This window comes from Streptomyces sp. HSG2 (assembly GCF_016598575.1).
Taxonomy (GTDB): domain Bacteria; phylum Actinomycetota; class Actinomycetes; order Streptomycetales; family Streptomycetaceae; genus Streptomyces.
On sequence record NZ_CP066801.1, the window covers coordinates 2,609,131 to 2,631,361 of the forward strand.

General features: G+C 70.5%; 17 protein-coding genes and 1 riboswitch. Of the genes, 11 read left to right on the plus strand and 6 right to left on the minus strand.

Features of this window, described 5'->3' with window-relative positions; genetic code table 11:
• Positions 1-67: 67 nt before the first annotated feature.
• Together JEK78_RS10960 and JEK78_RS10965 are read right to left on the minus strand one after the other, a co-directional pair.
• A complete protein-coding gene (locus JEK78_RS10960; protein WP_200263893.1) occupies positions 68-562 on the minus strand; it encodes a low molecular weight protein-tyrosine-phosphatase in 495 nt (164 codons plus the stop codon).
• 150 nt (positions 563-712) lie between these two features.
• Positions 713-1,090, minus strand: a complete 378-nt coding sequence (locus tag JEK78_RS10965; protein WP_200263894.1) for a phage holin family protein — start codon at positions 1,088-1,090, stop codon at positions 713-715.
• Positions 1,091-1,259: 169 nt separating this feature from the next.
• Here JEK78_RS10965 and JEK78_RS10970 point away from each other — a divergent pair, with 169 nt between their 5' ends.
• The 5 genes from JEK78_RS10970 to JEK78_RS10990 all read left to right on the plus strand — a co-directional run bounded on the left by JEK78_RS10970 (position 1,260) and on the right by JEK78_RS10990 (position 4,982).
• A complete protein-coding gene (locus JEK78_RS10970; RefSeq protein ID WP_200263895.1) occupies positions 1,260-2,456 on the plus strand; it encodes an RNA-guided endonuclease TnpB family protein in 1,197 nt (398 codons plus the stop codon).
• 96 nt (positions 2,457-2,552) lie between these two features.
• Entirely contained in the window at positions 2,553-2,870 is a 318-nt protein-coding gene (locus JEK78_RS10975) for a cupin domain-containing protein (RefSeq protein WP_200263896.1), read from the plus strand.
• Between the two features lie 258 nt (positions 2,871-3,128).
• Complete coding sequence (locus tag JEK78_RS10980; RefSeq protein WP_200263897.1) at positions 3,129-3,341, plus strand: DUF5326 family protein; 213 nt, start codon at positions 3,129-3,131, stop codon at positions 3,339-3,341.
• Positions 3,342-3,732: 391 nt separating this feature from the next.
• Positions 3,733-4,446, plus strand: a complete 714-nt coding sequence (locus JEK78_RS10985) for an IclR family transcriptional regulator C-terminal domain-containing protein (protein ID WP_200264103.1) — start codon at positions 3,733-3,735, stop codon at positions 4,444-4,446.
• A gap of 98 nt (positions 4,447-4,544) precedes the next feature.
• Positions 4,545-4,982 carry an SsgA family sporulation/cell division regulator gene (locus JEK78_RS10990; protein WP_200263898.1) on the plus strand — a complete coding sequence of 146 codons (438 nt, stop codon included), beginning with the start codon at positions 4,545-4,547 and terminating at the stop codon, positions 4,980-4,982.
• A 45-nt stretch (positions 4,983-5,027) separates the two neighbouring features.
• Here JEK78_RS10990 and JEK78_RS10995 read toward each other — a convergent pair whose 3' ends face one another.
• Positions 5,028-6,608: a YibE/F family protein gene (locus tag JEK78_RS10995; protein WP_242483345.1), complete on the minus strand. Its 1,581-nt coding sequence runs from the start codon at positions 6,606-6,608 to the stop codon at positions 5,028-5,030.
• 71 nt (positions 6,609-6,679) lie between these two features.
• Positions 6,680-6,868, plus strand: a riboswitch (TPP riboswitch).
• On the opposite strand from JEK78_RS10995, the gene thiC reads away from it, so the two are divergent.
• Positions 6,861-8,687 carry a phosphomethylpyrimidine synthase ThiC gene (gene thiC / locus JEK78_RS11000; protein WP_242483346.1) on the plus strand — a complete coding sequence of 609 codons (1,827 nt, stop codon included), beginning with the start codon at positions 6,861-6,863 and terminating at the stop codon, positions 8,685-8,687. It overlaps the preceding riboswitch by 8 nt.
• A 63-nt stretch (positions 8,688-8,750) precedes the next feature.
• On the opposite strand, the gene JEK78_RS11005 is transcribed toward thiC, so the two are convergent.
• The 3 genes from JEK78_RS11005 to JEK78_RS11015 all read right to left on the minus strand — a co-directional run bounded on the left by JEK78_RS11005 (position 8,751) and on the right by JEK78_RS11015 (position 12,393).
• Positions 8,751-9,587, minus strand: a complete 837-nt coding sequence (locus tag JEK78_RS11005) for a hypothetical protein (protein ID WP_200263899.1) — start codon at positions 9,585-9,587, stop codon at positions 8,751-8,753.
• Positions 9,588-9,791: 204 nt separating this feature from the next.
• Entirely contained in the window at positions 9,792-10,865 is a 1,074-nt protein-coding gene (locus tag JEK78_RS11010) for a metallophosphoesterase (RefSeq protein ID WP_200263900.1), read from the minus strand.
• Between the two features lie 415 nt (positions 10,866-11,280).
• Positions 11,281-12,393 carry a LacI family DNA-binding transcriptional regulator gene (locus tag JEK78_RS11015; RefSeq protein WP_200263901.1) on the minus strand — a complete coding sequence of 371 codons (1,113 nt, stop codon included), beginning with the start codon at positions 12,391-12,393 and terminating at the stop codon, positions 11,281-11,283.
• A gap of 435 nt (positions 12,394-12,828) precedes the next feature.
• On the opposite strand from JEK78_RS11015, the gene hisC reads away from it, so the two are divergent.
• The 5 genes from hisC (at position 12,829) to JEK78_RS11040 (ending at position 22,147) form a co-directional block, all read left to right on the plus strand.
• Positions 12,829-13,908, plus strand: a complete 1,080-nt coding sequence (gene hisC, locus JEK78_RS11020; RefSeq protein ID WP_200263902.1) for a histidinol-phosphate transaminase — start codon at positions 12,829-12,831, stop codon at positions 13,906-13,908.
• A 394-nt stretch (positions 13,909-14,302) separates the two neighbouring features.
• A complete protein-coding gene (locus tag JEK78_RS11025; protein ID WP_200263903.1) occupies positions 14,303-15,808 on the plus strand; it encodes a cytochrome ubiquinol oxidase subunit I in 1,506 nt (501 codons plus the stop codon).
• 19 nt (positions 15,809-15,827) lie between these two features.
• Complete coding sequence (gene cydB, locus JEK78_RS11030) at positions 15,828-16,832, plus strand: cytochrome d ubiquinol oxidase subunit II (protein WP_200263904.1); 1,005 nt, start codon at positions 15,828-15,830, stop codon at positions 16,830-16,832.
• Positions 16,833-16,909: 77 nt separating this feature from the next.
• Positions 16,910-20,425: a thiol reductant ABC exporter subunit CydD gene (gene cydD / locus JEK78_RS11035; protein ID WP_200264106.1), complete on the plus strand. Its 3,516-nt coding sequence runs from the start codon at positions 16,910-16,912 to the stop codon at positions 20,423-20,425.
• A gap of 42 nt (positions 20,426-20,467) precedes the next feature.
• Positions 20,468-22,147, plus strand: coding sequence for a GAF domain-containing protein (locus tag JEK78_RS11040; RefSeq protein WP_200263905.1), 1,680 nt, complete (start codon positions 20,468-20,470; stop codon positions 22,145-22,147).
• Positions 22,148-22,231 lie beyond the last annotated feature (84 nt).

The following is a 22,231-nucleotide window of genomic DNA, read 5'->3' on the forward strand; positions in this document are numbered from 1 at the left end:
CGACCCTGGTCGGCCGGACGGGGCGCCTCGGATCGCCGGGGGTCCGTCGCGAAGCTCTCGGTGTCGTTCACCTGTCTCGTCCCTCCAACTCCGCCCGGACCGCCGCCACGAGACCCGGGGCGGCGGACTCCACCAGGTCAAGACACCGCGCGAACTCCGCCTCACCGCCGTAGTACGGGTCGGGTACGTCCCATGCGTCAGGGGAGACGTTCGGGTCGTAGGACCGCAGCAGGCGCACCTTGCCCGCGTCGGCGGGGGTGGGGGCGGATCGTCGGAGGGCCTCCAGGTGGCCGTGGTCGAGGGCGATGACCAGGTCGATGTCAGGGAACCACGACGGCCGGAACCTTCGCGCCCGGTGGTCGAGCCGGTAGCCGGATCGGCGAAGGGCGGTCAGGGCGCGGGGGTCGGCGTCCTCGCCCACGTGCCAGTCGCCTGTTCCGGCGCTGTCCACCGTGACCCGGTCGGCGAGTCCGTCGTCCGCGAGACGGGCGCGGACGACGGCCTCCGCCATCGGCGAGCGGCAGATGTTGCCGGTGCAGACGAAGCAGACGCGGTAGGTCATCGTGGCCTTCCTTCGAGGACGGACCCCGCCCCCCGGCACGCGGCGGACAGGATCGGGGAGGGAGCGCGGTGGCTTTCGTGGATCGGGCGGTGAGCAATCCCGCCGTCACGGAGGACCGACTCACCGGCCGGCGGAGAGAGCCGTCGAGCCTCAGTCTCCATCGGGCAGGAAGGCGTTCAGCGCCCAGGACACGACCGCGACGATCAGGCCGCCGAGTACGGCCGTCCAGAATCCGGCCACGTGGAAACCCAGATCCAGCAGGTCGGCCAGCCAGGAGGTCAGCAGCAACATGAACGCGTTGACCACCAGGGTGAACAGCCCCAGCGTCAGGATGAACAGAGGCAGGGTGAGGAGCTGCACCACCGGCTTGACCAGCAGATTCACCACTCCGAAGACCAGCGCCACCACAATCAGCGTGCCGATCTTCCCCCCGGTGCTGTCGCCGGTCAGGGTGATCTTGTCGAGGAGGAAGACGGCGACCGCCAGGGCGCCCGCGTTGGCGATCGTCTTGACTGCGAAATTCTTCATCGGGGTATTCCTTCGTGGGTAATCCCGACCTCGGCGGCCGGGGAGGAAACGAAATCTCCGCGGAGCGGGGAAGCCGGTTCGGTATCGGGGAATTCGGTGTCATGGTGGCCCGGTGTCCACCGCCATGCTATCGGCGGATGTCACCAATTGGTGGGGTAGTGTGTGAGGCGTGAAGGCCACCCATGTGAAGCGGGCGTTCAAGTACCGCTTCCACCCGACCGATGCGCAGGCGGCGGAGCTGTCGCGCACCTTCGGCTGTGTGCGGAAGGTCTACAACCTCGCCCTCGCGGCGCGCACCGAGGCGTGGGCGCGGCAGGAGCGGGTGAACTACGCGGCCACCTCGGCGATGTTGACGGCGTGGAAGAGGAGCGAGGAACTCGCCTACCTCAACGAGGTCTCCTCGGTGCCGCTGCAACAGGCGCTGCGGCACCTTCAGGCGGCGTTCACGAGTTTCCACGGCAAGCGGGCGCGGTATCCGCGTTTCAAGTCGCGCAAGAGGTCGCGGAAGTCGGCGGAGTACACCACCAGCGCGTTCCGATTCAGGGACGGGGAGCTGACGCTGGCGAAAATGGCGGAGCCGCTGGACATCGTCTGGTCTCGCCCGCTCCCGGAGGGGGCTTCGCCGTCGACGGCGACCGTGTCGCAGGACGCGGCCGGCCGCTGGTACGTGTCCTTGTTGTGCGAGGATCCGTCGGTGAAGCCGCTCCCCGCCACCGACGCGGCCGTCGGCGTCGACGTCGGACTCGACCACCTGCTGACGCTCTCCACGGGTGAGAGGGTCTCCAACTCCCGCCACGAGCGGCGCGACCGCACCCGTCTGGCCAAGGCCCGACGGCACCTCGCCCGCAAGGCCGAAGGCGAGGGGAGGAACCGGGCCAAGGCGCTCCGGAAGGTCGCCCGGGTCCACGCCCGCATCACGGACCGAAGGCGTGACCATCTGCACAAGCTGACGACTCGGCTCGTTCGTGAGAACCAAACGATCGTGATCGAGGACCTCTCCGTTCGGAACTTGGTGGGAAATCGGGGTCCGGCCCGCGCCATCGGTGACGCGGCGTGGTCGGAGTTCCGGAGCATGTTGGAGTACAAGGCCCGGTGGTACGGCCGTGAGGTGATCGCGGTCGACCGGTGGTTCCCCTCCTCCAGGCTGTGCTCGACCTGCGGCACCTCGCGGGACACGATGCCGTCGAACGTCCGGAGCTGGGCGTGCGGTTGCGGGACGACCCACGACCGGGACGTGAACGCGGCGAAGAACATTCTGGCCGTCGGGCTGACGGCGTCTGTCTGTGGAGCCGGTGTGAGACCTCAACGGAGTACTCCGGGCGGGCGGTCGGCGATGAAGCAGAAACCCCTGCGGCGCGAGCCGTAGGAATCCCCCTCCTTCGGCGGGGGAGGAAGCCAAGTGTCTGATCGTGACGGACGACGGACACGTTCGGGCGTACGGGGCGAGACAGGGGCGGACACGGTGAAGGCATTCAGGCTGGACGAACTGGAGGCGGAGCGCGCCGCCAACGACGGGGCGTACCTGCAGTTCCTGCGGGAGCGGAACATGTCGGTGGGGCTCTACGCCCTCGACGCGGGAACCGTCGATCCGCAGCAGCCGCACGCGCAGGACGAGGTGTACTTCGTGGTGAGCGGGCGGGCCGCGATCACGGTGGGGAACGAGACCACCGAGGTGGCGCGCGGTGGTGTCGTGTACGTGCCCGCGGGTGTCCCGCACCGCTTCCATCACATCTCGGAGGACCTGCGCGTGCTGGTCGTCTTCTCCCCTCCGGAGGGGTGAGGGCCTCACCGGGGAGGGCGGCTCGCGGAGTCGAGGACTTCCCGGACAGTCGCGACCTCGTGCGTGAGCGGGGTCGGTCGCGGGTTCCCTAGGGGGTGGGTGGGGGGACGACCAGGGGTTGGAGATCCCCGCGAGCGTCCGGCGCGCCCTAGCATCGAGGGCAGGACGGGGACGCCCGGCGACGGGCTCCCCACGGGATCCGACCCGGCGCGCCGCTACGCCGGAGTGCGGGGCGGGTGGAGAGGTGAGGACGAGACGATGCGAGAGTTCTTCGCGGGGCTGCCGTGGTGGGTGACGTGGATCGCGGTGCCCCTTATCGCCCTGGTCGTGTTCGGCGGTCTGATCGTCAACGTGCTGGGGTTCGTTGTCGGTGTCCTGTTCAAGCTTCTGTTGTTCGTGGCGCTGGTCGGAGGGCTGGTCTACGTGGTTCGGAAGTTCACCGCGGGTTCCTCCTCGCGCGGGGACTGGTGAGGGCCCCGGGGAAGGGGCGTGGTGACGCGGAGCGTCGGTTCCCTCGCGCGGGGGAAGTTTGGCGTACGGGTCGTGTTCATCCGGTGACAGGCGGTTAGAGTCCGAAGCTGCGGGACAAACCCGCGGGCGGTGTGCACACCCTCCTCCGTGTTCCCCGCACCGGCTGCCCCCTCGCGCTTCGGGAGCGACCTTGACCACGGCTCGACACGCATCCGTCCCCCGGCGTTCCCTGCCCGCGCGGCCTCGTTCGTCTCCCGAGGGGGGCGGCGAGCGGGCGGGCGCGGGCCCGCCCCTCCCCCAGGTGCCCCGAGTGCCCCGTGCGGTTCCGTCCCCCGCGGGGCCCCGAGGCGGGGGATCGGCGGGCACGCTCATCGGATCCGTGCAGCGGGCGATGAGGCTGCTGGAGCGGGTCGCCGAGCATCCGTGTGGAGCGCCCGCCAAACAATTGGCGCGCGAGACCGGCCTGGCCCTCCCCACCGCCTACCACCTGTTGCGCACGCTCGCTCACGAGGGCTATCTGCGGCGGGACAAGGGGTTGTTCTTCCTGGGGGAGGCTGTCGAGCGGCTCACGAGCCGCGGGGCCCAGCAGAAACGTCGCGGCACGCTGGACGAGATACTCACGGACTGGCGTGACGCCGTCGGGGCGCCGGTGTACTACGCGCGCTACCGCGAGGGCGAGATCGAGGTCGTCCGTGTCGCGGACACCGTGGACCACCCGGCGGTCGCGGAGTGGGCCGCCTTCCGCGAGACCGGGCACGCGCACGCGCTCGGTCTGTGTCTGATGGCGCAGTTGGACGCCGAGAGTCGACAGGACCACCTCGCGCGCCATCCGGTGCGGACGATCACTCGGTACACCGTGCGTGACGAGCGGCGGCTTCGTCGAAGACTGCACGCCGTGCGACGTGCGGGGGCGGCGGTCGAACACGAGGAGTACGCCCTCGGGACGGTCTGTGCGGCGCTTCCTCTCGTCGCCGGCGCCTCGGTGGCGGCGGTGGGCCTCTCCGTCCCCGCCCACGAATCCGACCGGTTGTTGCCCGCGGTGCTGCGGTTGCGGAGGGAGGCGCGGCGGCGCCTGGGGTCGCTGGCCCTCGTTCTCAGTATCTGAAAACTTACTCCTTGTGATCTGGTGTGTACGTTCAGCAAGATGCCACCAGTGTCAGAGGTTTGATTCCCGGCCAGTCCACGGCGAAGACGGGGTAGGCGATGCACCAGTCCGTACAGGCAGAGGTCATGATGAGTTTTCTCGTGTCCGAGGAACTCACCTTCCGTATCCCGGTGGAGCTGCGTTACGAGACGGGTGATCCCTACGCCGTCCGCCTCACGTTCCACCTGCCCGGCGATGCGCCGGTGACCTGGGCCTTCGGCCGTGAGCTGCTCATCGACGGGGTGGGGCGGCCCAGTGGCGACGGTGACGTCCGGGTGGCGCCGGTCGAGCCGGAGCCCTTGGCGGAGGTGGTGATTCGTCTTCAGGTCGGTGGTGACCAGGCTGTCTTCCGCTCCTCCGCCGCACCTCTGGTCGCGTTCCTCGACCGTACCGACAAGCTGGTGCCTCTGGGACAGGAGGGCGCGCTCGCGGATTTCGACGCTCACTTGGAGGAGGCCCTCGACCGCATCCTCGCGGAGGAGCAGAGCGCGGGCTGAGCGTGCGGCGGGGGCGGAGTGGTTCGCCCCGCCGCAGGGGGTGTCTCATCGCTTGCGGCGACGGCCCCGTCCGCCCCGAACGACCTTGCCTCCTCCGATCCTTCCTTCGGTGGTCCGGGCGCGGTCGGCCGACACGACGAGCGCCGCCAGGGCCGTGGTCACCGGTACCGAGGCCACCAGCCCGATCGACCCGACAAGGGTCCGCACGATCTCCTCGGCCACCAGTTCACTGTTGGCGACGGTTCCCACGCTGCTCTGCGCGATGGAGAACAGCAGCAGGAGCGGGAGGGCCGCGCCCGCGTAGGCGAGAACGAGCGTGTTGACGACGGACGCGATGTGATCGCGGCCGATACGGATCCCCGCTCGGTACAACTGGCGCCAGCCCATGGTCGGGTTGGCGTCGTGCAGTTCCCAGACGGCCGAGGTCTGCGTGACCGTGACGTCGTCCAGGACGCCGAGGGATCCGATGATGATGCCGGCGAGGAGCAGGCCGCTCATGTCTATGGACGGATACAGACCGTGGATGAGCCCGGTGTTGTCGTCCGTGTCGCCGGTCAGCGCCGCCCAGCCGATGAAGAGCGACCCCAACACCCCGATCAGCAGCAGCGAGACGAGGGTGCCCAGGACCGCCACCGAGGTGCGGGCGGAGAGCCCGTGGCACAGGTAGAGGGCGATCAACATGATCACGGCGGCGCCGACCACGGCCACGAGCAGCGGATTCGATCCCTGGAGAATCGCGGGCAGGATGAAGAAGTTCAGTACCAGGAAGCTGATGGCCAAGGAGAGCAGGGCCATCAGACCGCGGAGCCGTCCGACGACCACGACGGCCAAGGCGAAAATGCCCGCGAGCAGCGTCATCGGCAGCCGTCGGTCGATGTCGGTGACCGCGTACTGCAGGTCCTCGGGGGCGGACGGCTCGTAGGCGACGACGACCCGCTGCCCCTGGCTGAGTTGTCTGGGCTGGTCGGGTTGGACGATCTCGGTGAAGGTGCGCCCCGTGTCGCCGCCGGTGTCCACTCGGATCGTCGCTCTGTCGCAGACGCCCTTGTCGCGCTCCACGGCCGCCGACCCGGAAGCGGTGGAGGTGTCGCCGGTGGGAGGAACCCCGGAGGAGGCGAGGTCCGCGCACGCCACTTCGACGACTTCGACGACCGTGGCCCGCTGGGTCTGTCGGTCGAAGCCGACTCCGGTGCGTTCGTGGGGCGGGGCACCTCCCGGCCAGAGCACGAGCAGTCCGGCCGCCGCGGCCGCCGCGAAGGGGATGAGTACCGCGGCGATGACCCTGCGCAGGTGACGCGAGACGGGCGTGGCGGGGCCGTGCGCATGGCTGTGTCCATGCCCTCCGTGACCGTGCCCCTCGTGCGTCCTCTGCCGACCGTGCCCCGCTTCCCGCCCGGGGGCGCGACGCGACTCGTGGTCCCGGGGAAGGCCGTCGGTGCCCAGCCCCCGGCCGATCGCGGTTTCCGGGCCCGGCGGCGACGGGGGACGCGCACCCCCGTCGAGGAGCGGTCCGTCGGAAGCGTGGCCGTCGACCGTTCCCCGGACGTCCCGTGGAGCGTCGGTGTCGGGCCCCGGCCCGCGGCTGCCTTCGGGCGGGGGCTGGGGTGAAGGCTGCGTCGTGGTCACAGGCCGATCATCGCAAGAAGCTCGGGGGCCCTCTGTTCACCGCGCCCGGATTGGCGCTAGCGTATGGACCGCTTTGTACACGCGGGAGCTCGGAGCACCGGGCTGAGAGGGCGCTGACCTCCGTCGAAGCGACGTTTCACGGGAAACCTCACCGGCTACGGGTGACATATCCCACGATGCGCCGCGGACGGGCGACGCTGCGTCGACCGCCGAACCTGTTACCGGGTAATGCCGGCGTAGGGAGTAGGTCTCATGACCACCGAGGACGCACACACGCTTGCCTCCACCGACCAGCAGCAGACCCCCGAGTCGCCGTCCTCCTCCGACGGCGACGCCGGGAAACCGATCGGCTGGCACAAGGCGTACGTCGAGGGCTCCCGCCCCGACCTGCGCGTGCCCGTCCGACAGGTGCATCTCACCAACGGGCGTTCGGTCTCGCTCTACGACACCTCCGGCCCTTACACCGATCCGCTCGCGGACACCGATGTCCGCAGGGGCCTGCCTCCGCTCCGGGAGAACTGGATCATCGCTCGGGGCGACACGACCGAATACGCCGGGCGCCCCGTCCGGCCCGAGGACGACGGGATCCGGCACACCTCACCGCGTGGTGGGCTGCGCAACCTCGACGCGGTGTTCCCGGGGCGTCCGCGGCTGCCCCGCCGAGGCCGCGACGGCCGTCCGGTCAGTCAGCTGGCCTACGCGCGCCGCGGCGAGATCACCCCGGAGATGGAGTACGTCGCCCTTCGGGAGGACGTCTCCCCGGAGGTGGTGCGCACCGAGATCGCCGCCGGGCGCGCCGTCCTGCCGGCCAACGTGAACCATCCGGAGATCGAGCCGATGATCATCGGCAAGCGGTTCCTGGTGAAGGTCAACGCCAACATCGGCAACTCGGCGGTGACCTCCTCCATCGAGGAGGAGGTGGAGAAGATGACCTGGGCCACCCGTTGGGGTGCCGACACCGTGATGGACCTCTCCACCGGACGCAACATCCACACCACGCGCGAGTGGGTGCTGCGCAATTCGCCGGTGCCCATCGGCACGGTGCCCCTCTACCAGGCGCTGGAGAAGGTCGACGGCAGGGCCGAGGAGCTGACCTGGGAGATCTACAAGGACACGGTCGTCGAGCAGGCAGAGCAAGGCGTCGACTACATGACCGTCCACGCGGGGGTGCGGCTGCCGTACGTACCGCTCACCGCCAACCGCAAGACGGGCATCGTCTCGCGCGGAGGGTCGATCATGGCGGCGTGGTGCCTGGCGCACCACAAGGAGTCCTTCCTCTACGAGAATTTCGAGGAGCTCTGCGAGATTCTCGCCGCCTACGATGTCACCTACTCGCTCGGTGACGGTCTTCGGCCCGGATCCATCGCGGATGCCAACGACCGGGCGCAGTTCGCCGAGTTGGAGACGCTGGGCGAACTCAACCGCATCGCCAAGCGCTTTCACGTGCAGACCATGATCGAGGGCCCCGGGCATGTGCCGATGCACAAGATCAAGGAGAATATCGATCTCCAGCAGGACGTCTGCGAGGAAGCCCCCTTCTACACGCTCGGTCCGCTGACGACCGATGTGGCGCCGGGGTACGACCACATCACTTCCGGAATCGGCGCGGCGATGATCGCGTGGTGGGGCACGGCGATGCTCTGCTACGTCACGCCCAAGGAGCACCTGGGCCTGCCCAACCGCGATGACGTCAAGACCGGCGTCATCACCTACAAGATCGCGGCTCACGCGGCCGACCTGGCGAAGGGCCACCCCGGCGCTCAGCGGTGGGATGACGCCCTGTCGGACGCGCGCTTCGAGTTCCGCTGGGAGGACCAGTTCAATCTGGCTCTCGATCCGGACACGGCGCGGGAGTTCCATGACGAGACGCTGCCCGCGGAGCCTGCCAAGACGGCCCACTTCTGCTCCATGTGCGGCCCGAAGTTCTGCTCGATGAAGATCAGTCACAGCATCACGGAGCAGTTCGGCGGTGCCTCGGCCGCGGGCGCCACGGCGGAGGAGGTGGCGGCCGGGATGCTGCAGAAGTCCAGGGAGTTCGCGGAAGCGGGAAACCGGGTGTATCTGCCGCTGGCCGACTGAGGAGGACGCGGGTCTCTCCCGCGCGTCGGGGACGCCCTTGCCCCGCCGCGCGGGCGAGGTCGATCACTCCGGGGGGTGGTCGGGACCGCCGAAGTCCGGACTGGAGTAGTCCGGACTGGAGTAGCGCGGGCGGTAGGCCGGGGAGGTGCCGTCGCCCGGCGTGCTGAAACCCGGGCGATGGTAGCCCAGGTGGGGGACGCGCCCCCGAGGGGGCGGGGATGTCGGGGCGCGTGCTTCCGAGGCCGGGGCTTCCCGGGCATCCCGGAGGAAGGGGATGATGCCGCGTTCCAACAGGGCCTCGCGCCAGGCGTCACGTGCCGAGGCCAGGCGGGTGTCGAGTTCGACGTAGCGGCGGGCCTCGGCGGACGGCCGGTTGCGCAGCGCCGTGAGCAGCAGCCCGGCGGAGGCCGCCAGGATGGCCACCGCGGTCGACGACGTGAACACCCAGCCTGCGGTGATCATGGCATTCGCGAACGTCCGGTCGGGGTCGAGCAGGCGCAGCAGGTAGCCGAGCGACAGGAAGATCACGGCGGCGGTTCCCGCCAGGACGGGTGCCAGCACGGCCAGCACGGCGGCGACCCCGGCACCGGCGCCCCCCGGCACGGAGGACGCCGATCCGTCGGATCCGGAGGGTTCGGCGACGCCGCTCGCGGAGGCCGCCGAGGGGCGACGGACTTCGTCGCGGACCTCGACATAGTGTCGGTACTCTCCGGCCGCCGCCGCGGATATCAGCGCCTCGGCGGCCAGGGCCATACCGCGAAGCCGCTCGGCGTCGAGTCCCCGTCCCTCGGCGACGGGTCCCGGGTGGAATGGCGCCGAGCGCAAGGCCTCGTCCAGGATGCGCTCGTATTCCTGCCGGTCCTCGCGCGGCAACTGCCGCGGAACGCTGTTCATGTGCATCCCCCGATGCCTCCGGCGGGCCTGGGGCTCGCGTGTCGACGAGCCGTCGGGCAGAAACGGAGGGGAGCCTGCTACGGACAGCCAGATAGTAGGGCCGTGAGGGTGTGCGGAGACAGGGGCTTTCCGAAAATCGACTCTCGGCACCCGCGGCTCGGGACTCCTCGCCCGTCGGATCGGGGCGCCGGCGCGTGGTCCGGAGCGCGGTCAGTCGGTCAGGGGAAGGCGCTCGACCAAGAGCCTGCCGTCCATGGTCACCCCGCCGTCCATGGCGATGGCGAGTCCGTCGGCGTAGACGTGCGGCCCCTTGACGACCGGCCGACGCTCCGCGTCGTCCCTCTCCGAGCCGGCCTCGCCCAGCAGGTACGGGATGGGGCTGTGGCCGTGAACGACGCGGGTACCGCCGTACGTATCGAGCAGTGAGCGCACCGCGTCGGCACCGCCCTCGTCCCGGAAGGAGAACCGTTTGGTGAATTTGCGGAACAGATCCCACGCCTCGTCGGCGTCGTTGTGGGTGAGGGCCTCTCGGACGGTGTCGTTGACCTCCTCGATGGAGCGCCCGTACTCGAGATACGCGGTCGTGTCGGAGTGGACCAGGAGGTGGCCGTCGACCTCTTCGAGGGCGTCCAGTCGGGACATCCACTGCAGATGGTGGTCCTGCAGGCGGTCCATGTCCGTCTTCTGGCCGCCGTTGAGCAGCCAGGCGGCCTGGAAGGTGGCGGTGCCGGCGCCGGAGTCGACCGGTGTGTCGCCGAACCTCCTGGCGCCGAGCAGCAGCAGTTCGTGGTTGCCCATCAGGGCCTTGCAGTACCCTCCGGCCGCCGCCGCCTCGGCGGAGAGCCTCATCACCAGCTCGATGACGCCGATCCCGTCCGGACCCCGGTCGGTGAAGTCGCCGAGGAACCACAGGCGGCTGGTCCCCGCGCACCACCGCCCCTCGTCGTCGAGGAGTTCCTTCTCGCGCAACGCGGCGACGAGCTCGTCGTAGTACCCGTGGACGTCGCCGACCACGTACAACGGGCCTGGGCCCGAGGAATCCTCCTCGGCCGAGGCGTCGGGATCCGTGTCCTGCGGGAGGGAGGCCTCGGCAGCCACGACGGGCAGGTCACGGAGGGTGGGCGTGTACCCGTCGGGCGTGTCCCCCTCGTGTGAGGTCGTGTCGCCTGCGGGCGGAGCGGCCTCGCCGAGCGGCCCGGCCTCGTGGACGTACGCGGGCACCCGGAAGTCGCGCACCGTCGCCGTACGCTCCACCTCGGGTCCCCGACCGGCCCCCTGAGTCATCGACCCCTCCACCATCGCGCCGCTGCCGCACTCTTCGGACTGCCCGGTCGTGGCCGTCCGCGGTGCCGTGGGCCCATCATAGGAACGCGGGTGGCGCTATGTGACGACCGCGGGGCGGTGAATCGGAACTGGACTCTCCCACCTCGCGGCTTTCGCCTGCTTTGGGCGCGCTCTTCGGCCTCGTCGGCCTCGTATCCCGCCATCCGGGGCGTGCTCCCTCCGTCGGCTGTGTCCAGCCATCCCGTCGGCGGCGCGCCCGCGATGCCGCACGCCGCCACCCTCGGCCTCCCCTCGCCCGCCTCCGCGTGCCCGGGCGGCGTCCACCGGCGCCGGTGAAGGCAGCGGGAGGCCCCCCTCCCGCTCGTGTGGAGCGGCTCCGGGCCTCCCGTCGCCGCGCGGTGGGTCCCTCGCCCCGTCAGCGGCTGTCCGGCGAGCGCGGCGGACGGACCGTGGTACGGGGCGGCCGACGTCGGGAGGAGGTCCGCACGATGAGCTCGGTCGGTATCACCTGCTCCACCGGGCGCTCGGAGGTGTGACCCTCGATGGCGTCGATCAGGAGCTGTACCACCGCCGTGCCGATTCTGCGCGGTTTGAGCGACAGCGTGGTGACGGGTGGCTCGGTGCCCGCGTAGTGCGCCGACTCGCTGCAGCACACCAGCAGCAGGTCCTCCGGCACACGCAGGCCGTAGCGTCGTGCCGCGGCCAGCAGGTCGGTGCCGTTCGGGTCGAAGAGGCCGTAGACCGCGTCGGGCCTGTCGGGACGGGCGAGGAGCCGGTCGGCGGCCATGGCCCCGGCGCCGGGGTCGTGCGCCTGGTAGGCCTCGTACACCGGGTCCTGGCCGACCCGCTCGCACCACCGCAGGTACGCCGTGGTCGACAGGTGTGTGTAGGTGTCCGTGGAGGTGCCGGTGAGCAGGCCGATGCGGCGGGCACCGGCGTCCGCGAGGTGGTCGAGGATGCCGAGGACCGCCGCCTCGTGGTCGTTGTCCACCCAGGCGGTGACCGGGAGGGTGCCGGCCGGACGGCCGTCGGACACCACGGGCAGCCCCTGCCGGATCAGTTCGCCGACCACCGGGTCCTGGTCCGAGGGGTCGATGACGACCGTGCCGTCCAACGCGACGTTGGACCAGACGTCGTGGCGGGAGGTGGCCGGGAGGATGACCAAGGCGTATCCGCGGGCCAGAGCGGCCGAGGTCGCGGCTCTGGCCATGTCCGCGAAGTAGGCGAACTCGGTGAAGGTGAAGGGCTCCTCGCCGTAGGTGGTGACGGTCAGTCCGATGAGCCCGGACTTCCCCGTGCGGAGAGTGCGCGCCGCTGCCGAGGGGCGATAGCCCAGTCGGTCGGCCACCTCGCGCACGTGACGACGCGTGGCATCGGGTAGTCGTCCCTTGCCGTTGAGGGCGTCGGAGACGGTCGTGATGGAGACGCCGGCGGCGGCGGCCACGTCCCTGATGCCCGCCCGGCTCGGCCGACTGCTCCGACGTGAGGTTTCCGCGCGGCTCACCTGATGCTTCCCTGCTGGTGTCATGGCGAGCCGATAGTAGGGCTCATACGAGGGGGTGGAGCGAGCGCATATGCGCTCGATGGCAGGTACGTTTCTGCATGGTCAATAGTAGACAACTCCCTTGCGATGTAGCGTCATTGCTCGTCCAATCCCTCATCTCGGCCGCGCGGGTGAGCGACGGTCGCGACGGTCGCGGGCCTCGCCGCAGGTGCTCAACTCACCTTCACGGGTGATGCGCGCCAGGGCGCGAGCCACGGCGCGTGGCGGTTCCTGCCGTGCGCCCCCTGTGCGAGGGCGCGGGGTTCCGTACGGGAATCGGCCGCCCGCCGACCGGTCTCGTCCGGACCTCCGCCTTCGATACGCGGAGCGATCAGGCCCCGCTCACCTGTACGCGTGGGCGCCGAACCCTCATAGGGTGAGGAGTGCGGGATACCGGCGGTGATCACGAGGAGGACTGCGGTGAGCGAGACGAGCCCCAAGTTGCGCGCCGAACTGGAGGACATCCCCACGTACCGGCCGGGCAGGGCCGCGGCGTCCGGGGGACGTGTCGCCTACAAACTCTCCTCCAACGAGAACCCCTATCCGCCGTTGCCCGGGGTGCTGGAATCGGTGGTGGCCGCCGCGGCCTCCTTCAACCGCTACCCGGACATGGCCTGCGCCGGTCTGATGGACGAACTGTCCGAGCGGTTCGGCGTCCCGCTCGCGCATCTCGCCACGGGCACCGGATCCGTGGGCGTCGCCCAGCAACTGCTCCAGGCCACCTCGGGGCCGGGCGACGAGGTGATCTACGCCTGGCGGTCCTTCGAGGCCTACCCGATCATCACTCGGATCAGCGGCGCGACGGCCGTGCCCGTCCCGCTGACCGTCGGTGAGGAACACGACCTGGACGCGATGGCGGACGCCGTGACCGCGCGAACCCGCCTGATCTTCGTCTGCAATCCCAACAACCCGACCGGTACCGCCGTGCGGCGGGACGCCCTGGAGCGCTTCCTGGACCGGGTGCCGGCGGATGTCCTGGTCGTGCTCGACGAGGCCTACCGCGAGTTCGTTCGCGACCGCGAGGTCCCGGACGGCGTCGAGGTGTACAGGAGCCGCCCCAACGTCTGCGTCCTGCGCACCTTCTCCAAGGCCTACGGCCTGGCGGGTCTGCGGGTCGGGTTCGCCGTCGCGCACGAGCCGGTGGCGGCGGCCCTGCGCAAGACGGCGGTCCCGTTCGGCGTCAGCGCTCCCGCGCAGGCGGCGGCCATCGCCTCGCTGCGGGCGGAGGACGAACTGCTGGGGCGGGTCGGCAACCTCGTCGGCGAACGTACCCGGGTGGTCGACGAGCTGCGGTCCCAGGGCTGGACGGTCCCCGGGACCCACGCCAACTTCGTGTGGCTGCGGCTGGGCGAGCGCACCGCGGCCTTCGCCGACGCGTGCGAACAGGCCGGAGTGGTCGTCCGCCCGTTCCCCGGGGAAGGCGTCCGCATCACGATCGGCGAGAACGAGGCCAACGACATCCTGTTGAAGACGGCGGAGCAGTTCCACCGAATTCTCTGAATCGGCGCGCGGGTCCCCGGGCGGTTTCGCCGCCCCGGGGCCCCGGCGCCTCACCCGACAGAGCCGCCGGCCCCCCCGTCGTCCGGCGGCTCTGCCGTCGTCCGGCGTGTGGAGCCGGATTCCCCGGGCCGCTCCTCCGCCCGCAGTGCGGACCCCTCCCCCCGGCGCCGTCCGCCCTCGGCGCCCCGGGTCCGCGGCCGGTCGAGAGACCGCGACGCGCGTGGCCAGGGCCACATGGGACCCCCCTGACAAATGGCCGAAAGCAGTACGACATAATGCTTGTGAATGTGAACGCGTTCACAAGCATGGTTGGTGGGCCCTCCTCACGAGGGTGGTGCGCGGACACGAGGCGCCGCCCTCGTGGGGCGGTGGCGAAGCGAGGGAGAACGACGACGTGGACATGGCTTTGGCGCCGGAGACGCTGGCGCGTTGGCAGTTCGGGATCACCACCGTCTACCACTTCCTGTTCGTCCCGTTGACGATCTCGCTTGCCGCTCTCACGGCGGGGCTGCAGACGGCCTGGGTGCGGACAGGCAAGGAGAAGTACCTCCAGGCGACCAAGTTCTGGGGCAAGCTCTTCCTGATCAACATCGCCATGGGCGTGGTCACCGGGATCGTGCAGGAGTTCCAGTTCGGTATGAACTGGTCCGACTACTCCCGGTTCGTCGGAGACGTCTTCGGGGCGCCACTCGCCTTCGAGGCACTGATCGCCTTCTTCTTCGAATCGACCTTCATCGGGCTGTGGATCTTTGGATGGGACAAGCTGCCGAAGAAGATCCATCTGGCCTGCATCTGGATGGTCTCGATCGGCACGTTGCTGTCCGCCTACTTCATCCTGGCCGCGAACTCGTGGATGCAGCACCCGGTCGGCTACCGGATCAACCCGGAGAAGGGGCGCGCCGAGCTGACCGACTTCTGGGCGGTCCTCACCCAGAACACCGCTGTCAACCAGGTCTTCCACAGTTTCTCGGCCGCGTTCCTCACCGGCGGTGCCTTCATGGTGGGCATCGCCGCCTTCCACCTTATGCGCGGGAGGCACATCCCGGTGATGCGGACGTCGCTCCGCCTCGGTCTGGTCACCCTGGCCGTCGGCGGCCTGCTCACGGCGGTCAGCGGAGACACCCTGGGCAAGGTCATGTACGAGCAGCAGCCGATGAAGATGGCCGCCGCCGAGGCCCTCTGGGAGGGGGAGGAACCGGCACCGTTCTCCGTCTTCGCCTACGGAGACGTCGACGAGGGGCACAACAAGGTCGCCTTGGAGATCCCCGGCCTGCTGTCCTTCCTCGCTCACAGCGACTTCGAGTCCTACGTCCCGGGCATCAACGACACCAACGAGGCGCTGCGGGAGCAGTTCGGGCCCGGCGACTACAAGCCGATCGTCCCGGTCGCCTACTGGGGCTTTCGATGGATGATCGGTTTCGGTATGGCGTCCCTCTCGCTGGGCCTGCTCGGGTTGTGGCTCACCCGCCGGAGGTTCCTCCTGCCAGGACGCTGGCGGACGGGGGAGGAGGAGGTGCCCCACCTCGTCCTGTTCGGGAAGCCGCTCGGCCGCTCGACCACCCGTCTCTACTGGCTGGCCGCGCTCTGGACCATGGGCTTCCCGCTCGTCGCCAACTCCTGGGGCTGGATCTTCACCGAGATGGGGCGTCAGCCGTGGGTCGTCTACGGCTTGTTCCGGACCGAGGACGCCGTGTCGCCGGGTGTCTCCCAGACCGAAGTCCTCATCTCCATGGTCGTCTTCACCCTTCTGTACGCGGTGTTGGCCGTCATCGAGGTGAGACTGCTCGCCAAGTACGTGAAGGACGGACCCCCCGAGTTGACCGAGGCCGACCTGAACCCCCCCACCCGGATCGGCGGCGACCCCCGGGACGCCGACAAGCCCATGGCGTTCTCGTACTAGGTCGAGGGAGCTGACCGACATGGAACTGCATGACGTCTGGTTCGTCCTGATAGCCGTCCTGTGGACCGGCTACTTCTTCCTGGAGGGCTTCGACTTCGGCGTGGGCGTGCTCACCCGACTGCTGGCGAGGGACCGGCCCGAGAAGCGGGTACTGATCAACACCATCGGGCCGGTCTGGGACGGGAACGAGGTATGGCTGCTCACCGCTGGCGGGGCGACCTTCGCGGCGTTCCCGGAGTGGTACGCCACCCTCTTCTCCGGGTTCTACCTGCCGTTGCTGGCCATCCTCGTCTGCCTCATCGTCCGCGGCGTGGCCTTCGAGTACCGGGTCAAGCGGGCGGGGGAACGGTGGCAGCGGAACTGGGAGACCGCGATCTTCTGGACCTCCCTGATACCGGCGTTCCTCTGGGGTGTGGCCTTCGGCAACATCGTCCGAGGTGTCCCCATCGATCGTGACCTGGAGTACGTGGGTGGTGTCGTCGACCTGCTCAACCCCTACGCCTTGTTGGGCGGGCTGGTGACCCTCAGCCTGTTCACCTTCCACGGAGCCGTGTTCACGGGGCTCAAGACGGTCGGAGAGATCCGGCTCCGCGCCCGGGCTCTGGCCGCCCGTGTGGGCGTGCTCACAGCGATCCTGGCCTCGGTCTTCCTGGGGTGGACCCAGTCGGGGGGCGGGGACCGGTGGAGCCTGCTCGCACTGATGGTGGCGGTCGTCGCCCTCGTCGGCTCCCTGGCCGCGAACCGAGCCGCTCGCGAGGGATGGGCCTTCGCCCTCTCCGGGGTCACCATCGTGGCGACCGTCGCCATGCTCTTCCTGACGCTCTTTCCCGCCGTCATGCCGTCCACGCTGGACGCCGGATGGAGCCTCACCGTGACCAACGCCTCGTCCAGCCCGTACACGCTGCGCATCATGACCTGGTTGGCGGTGATCGCCACGCCCCTCGTTCTGCTCTACCAGGGCTGGACGTACTGGGTGTTCCGGAAGCGGATCGGCACCCATCACCTCGCCGATGCCGGGCACTGAGAAGGGTGCGACACGATGACGCGTCCCAGGTGCGCCGTTCCACGTGAAACAACGAGCCCGAAGGGGACGTGTTCCACGTGAAACCGGTCGATCCTCGGTTGTGGCGATACGCCCGAGCCACGCGTGGCTTCCTCCTGGCCTTGGTGGTGCTGGGGGGCGTCGGCGCCGGCCTGCTCGTCGGCCAGGCCATGCTCGTCGCCGACATCGTCGTGGGCGCCTTCCAACACGGGCGATCGGTCGCCGAGCTACGGACGCCGCTTCTGTTGTCGGTGGCCGTCGCCTGTGGCCGGGCGGTCGTGGGTCGACTGACGGAGAGCGCCGCGCATCGGGCCGCGGCGGCCGTCAAGTCGGAACTCCGGATCCGCCTCCTGGACCGGGCCGCCGCCCTCGGCCCGGGATGGCTCAGCGGGCAGCGCACGGGGTCGCTGGTCACTCTGGCGACTCGGGGTGTGGACGCCCTCGACGAGTACTTCTCCCGCTATCTGCCCCAGTTGGGCCTCGCTGTGGTGGTCCCCACCGCCGTACTGGCCCGCATCGTCACGGAGGACTGGGTCTCGGCCGCCATCATCGTCGGCACCCTGCCGCTCATCCCCGTGTTCATGGTCCTCATCGGCTGGGCGACGCAGTCCCGCATGGACCGGCAGTGGCGTCTGCTGTCCCGACTGTCCGGCCACTTCCTGGACGTGGTGGTCGGGCTGCCCACGCTGAAGGTGTTCGGGCGAGCCCGTGCCCAGGCCGAGTCGATCAAGCGGATCACCGATGAGTACCGTCGAGCGACCATGCGGACCCTTCGGGTCGCCTTCCTCTCCTCGTTCGCCTTGGAGTTGCTCGCCACACTGTCGGTCGCCCTGGTCGCCGTCACGATCGGCATGCGGCTCGTCCACGGTGAGATGACGTTGTACCACGGTCTCCTCGTGCTCCTGCTCGCACCGGAGGCCTACCTGCCACTTCGCCAGGTCGGGGCGCGATACCACGCGGCGGCGGAGGGGCTGGCGGCGGCCGAGGACGTCTTCCGGATCCTGGAGACCCCGGCACCGCGCCACGGACACGCCATCGTGCCTCGCTCGGGGGCGATCGACTTCGACGGGGTGACGGTCCGACGTCCGGGGCGGAGCGGCGACGTGGTGACGGACGTGACCTTCACCGTGCGGCCCGGCGAGACCGTCGCGTTGGTCGGGCCCAGCGGAGCGGGCAAGTCGACACTGGTCGATGTGGTGCTCGGCTTCGTGAAGCCGGCGGCCGGGCACGTACGCGTCGGGGGTGTCGATCTCGCCGAGGCGGACCCGGCGCTTTGGCGCGCGCGGGTCGCCTGGGTGCCCCAGCGCCCCCACGTGTTCGCCGGAACGGTCGCCGACAACGTGCGGTTGGCCCGCCCCGACGCCGACGACGCCGCGGTGCGGCGGGCGCTGCGGCACGCCGGGGCACTCGCCTTCGTGGACGCTCTGCCGGAGGCGGAGCGGACCGTCCTCGGTGAGGACGGCACCGGACTGTCCGCGGGGCAACGGCAGCGGTTGGCCCTGGCGCGGGCGTTCCTGGCGGATCGGCCGATCCTCCTCATGGACGAACCGACGGCGGCCCTGGACGGGACTACGGAGGCCGATGTCGTGGAGGCGGTGCGGCGGCTATCCGTCGATCGGACCGTTCTTCTCGTCACGCACCGTCCCGCGCTGCTGCGGGTGGCGGACCGCGTCGTGCGGTTGCCGGGCGACGAGGAGCCCTCCACCGCGCCGGTGGCTTCCCCTGGCTCCCCCGCCGCGGCGCCGTCTCCCTCGCCGTCCGTCGCCGGCGGGGAGCCGGCCGGGCCGGAAGACGGTGGCGGACTCGCCGTCCTCGCACCGGGGCGCAGTCGCGGGGGGCGCGCACTCGTCCGTGTCCGGGCGGCTGCCCCGGCCAGGCGGGGACGGCTCGGGCTCGCCTTGCTGCTCGGCTCGCTCGCCCTCGGGTCGGCCGTCGGGCTGATGGCCACCTCGGGTTGGCTGATCTCCCGAGCCGCGCAGCAACCCCCGGTCCTCTATCTGATGCTGGCCGTGACCGCCACCCGGGCCTTCGGCATCGGCCGCGCGGTCTTCCGGTACGCGGAACGTCTCGTATCCCACGACGCCGTCCTGCGCATGCTGGCCGACACCAGGGTCGCCGTCTACCGCCGGCTCGAACGACTGGCCCCCGCTGGGTTGCGGGATCGCAGGCGGGGCGATCTGCTGGTCCGTCTCGTCGCCGACGTGGACGCCTTGCAGGACCACTGGCTGCGCTGGTGGCTGCCCGCCGGCTCCGCGGTCGTGGTCTCCGGGGCGGCCGTGGCCTTCACGGCCTGGATGCTTCCCGAGGCGGGCGCGGTACTGGCGGCGGGCTTGCTCGCGGCCGGGGTGGGGGTGCCTGCGGTCACCGCGTCGGTGGCCCGGCGGGCCGATCGTCGGCTTGCCCCCGCCCGCGCGGCGCTCGCGGTACGGGTGACCGAGTTGTTCGGCGGCATCGCGGAGCTGACCGTCGCCGGTGCGCTCCGGGGGAGGGCGGGCGCGGTCCGACGGGCCGACGCCGAGCTCACCCGGATCGCGTCCCGCGAGGCGAGGGCCGTCGCCATCGGGGACGGGCTGACCGCCCTGGTCTCGGGGCTCACGCTCACCGCCGGTGCCTTCGTCGTCGTCCGTGCGGTGGCCGACGGTCGGTTCGACGGTCTGCTCGCGGCGGTGACCGTGCTGACCTGCGTCGCCGCCTTCGAAGGGGTACTGGGGATGCCGCTCGCGGTGCAACACCGGCAACGGGTGCGGCGCAGCGCCGAGCGGGTGTCTCAGGTCCTGGACGCGCCGGATCCCGTCGTGGAGCCGGAGTCGCCCCGCCCAGCCCCGGACACGCCGTTCCCGCTCGTTCTCCGCGGCCTGCGCGCTCGCCACCCCGGGCAGCACCGGCCGGCGCTGGACGGGGTGGACCTGACTCTGGCCGAGGGGCGGCGTTTGGCCGTGGTGGGGCCGTCGGGCTCGGGCAAGACCACCCTGGCAGGGGTCCTCCTGCGGTTCCTCGAAGCGGAGGAGGGCTCGTACACCCTGGGCGGGGTGGAGGCGCGTGATCTGGAGAGCGACGACGTGCGGCGACACGTGGGGCTGTGCGCGCAGGACGCGCACCTCTTCGACAGCTCTCTCCGGGAGAACCTCCTCCTGGCCAGGAAGAACGCCACCGACGCGGATCTTTGGCGCGTGCTGGACCGCGCGAGGCTGCTGGAGTGGGTCGAACGCCTCCCCGAGGGCTTGGACACCCTGGTCGGCGAGCACGGTGCGTGCCTCTCCGGTGGTCAGCGTCAGCGGCTTGCCCTGGCCAGGGCACTGCTGGCCGACTTCCCCGTGCTGGTCCTGGACGAACCCGCGGAGCACCTGGATCTGCGGACCGCCGACGCGCTCACGCGTGAGCTCCTCGCCGCCACCGAGGGCCGGACCACGGTACTGATCACGCACCGCCTGGCGGGTCTCGAAGCCGTGGACGAGGTGATGGTGTTGGAAGACGGGCGCGTCGCTCAGCGGGGCCCCTTCGCCGAGCTGGCCGACACCGACGGGCCGCTCCGAGCGATGATCGCCCGGGAAGTGGAGGCCGAGGCGGTCCACTAGATCGGACTTTACCGGGCAGATCACCCTGATTAGTCTCGGAGTATGGCATCCTCGCCCCCCGGCTCTCGGCGGCCCGAGGAAGAGGAAGGGGTCTCGTCCGAGTTGCGCGAGCGGGTACCGAAGCTGCTGACGGCGATGCGCTCCGTCGGCAGCGGGCTGGAACTGCGCACCACGCTGGAGCGGATCTGCGAGACGGCGGCCACGCTGGCCGAGGCGCGGTACGCGGCCATCGGTGTGCTCACCGAGGACGGCGAGGGCCTGGAGGACTTCGTGCAGTACGGCGTCGACGCGGCGGGCGGCGGGCTTCCCGGCGGTCGCAAGGGCCTTCTGGGCGCGCTGCTCGACGATCCGGGCCCGGTGCGACTCGCCGACCTCACCACCGACCCGACGGAAGGTGGCCTCCCCCCGGACCACGCCCCGATGCGGGGCTTCCTCGCAGTGCCCATCCGGGTTCACGGCGAGGCCTTCGGCAACCTCTATCTCGCCGAGAAGCTCGGGGGTACCGGATTCGAGGCGAACGATCTCCACGTGGTCCGGGTGTTGGCCACCGAGGCGGGCATGGCCATCGGCAATGCCCGCCTCTACGAGGCCGCGCGGCAACACGAACGATGGATCGACGGAGCCCTCGCCGTCACCCGGGCGCTACGGGGCGAGGGCGACCTCGTCGACGCCCTGCGCATCGTGGCCGAACAGGCGCGACGGCTGTCCGACTCGGACGCCGGAATCGTGGTGTTGTTCGTCGATGATCGACTGGAAGTCGCCGCCGCCGACCCGCCGGAGGCGACCGGGGTTCTCGACACCGGTGTCGCCAGGGAATGCGAGACCTTCGTCCCGCTGCTCGACGGACGCGCCGTCCATCTGGACGACCTCGCGACCGACGCGCTCGCCTGCGTCGACGTGGCGGCGAAGAGCCGCTTCGGGCCCACCGCGATGCTGCCGCTCTGTGTCGACGAACGGGTTCTCGGCGCTCTCGTCCTGCCCCGGGCCCGCGGCGGTCGGCCGTTCGCCCCGAGCGAGCGGGTGTCCGCCGCCCAGTTCGCGGAACAGGCCGCCCTGGCCTTGGCACTGGCCGAGGCGGAACGCGACCGAGAGCGTCTCGCCGTCTACGCGGAGCGCCAGCGAGTCGCCCGTGACCTGCACGAACTGGTCATCGAGCAGTTGCTCGCCACCGGGACGATGCTGACGGACGCCCAACGCCGCACAGCGGTGCCGGAGGTTCGGGACGGGGTGCGGAGAGCGGTCGAGGAACTCGGTGTGACCATCGACGAGATCCGCTCGGCGGTCTTCGCGTTGCGGCAGCCCGCCGAGTGGTCGCCGGGACTCTCCGTCCGGGTGCTGCGGGAGATCACCACCGCCGCCGTGGCTCTCGGGTTCACCCCGTCGTACCGCCGCCTCGGACCCGTGGACGACGCGATCGGCGACCTCACCGGACGCAATCTCATCGCCGCGCTCCGCGAGACGCTCTCCAACGCCTTCCGGCACTCGCGGGCCACCCGGATCGAGATCGTGCTCGATGCCACCGTCACGTTGCCCGGCGGAGTACCCGGCGTCCGGTTGACCGTCGCCGACGACGGGGTGGGCATCCCCGAGGACCGCCGCCGGCGAAGCGGACTGCGGAATCTCCAGAGGCGGGCCGAGAGCCTGGGCGGAGCCGAGCGCATCGAGCCTGGTCTCGGTCCGGGCGGTCGGGGCACGACGGTCGTGTGGGAGGCACCGTACTGAGCGCGGGAGACGCTCGCGGGCCCGCTGATCGCGTCCGCCGACGCGGGCCCTCGAAGGGCTCCGACCCCGCGTGTCGTCCTGGGC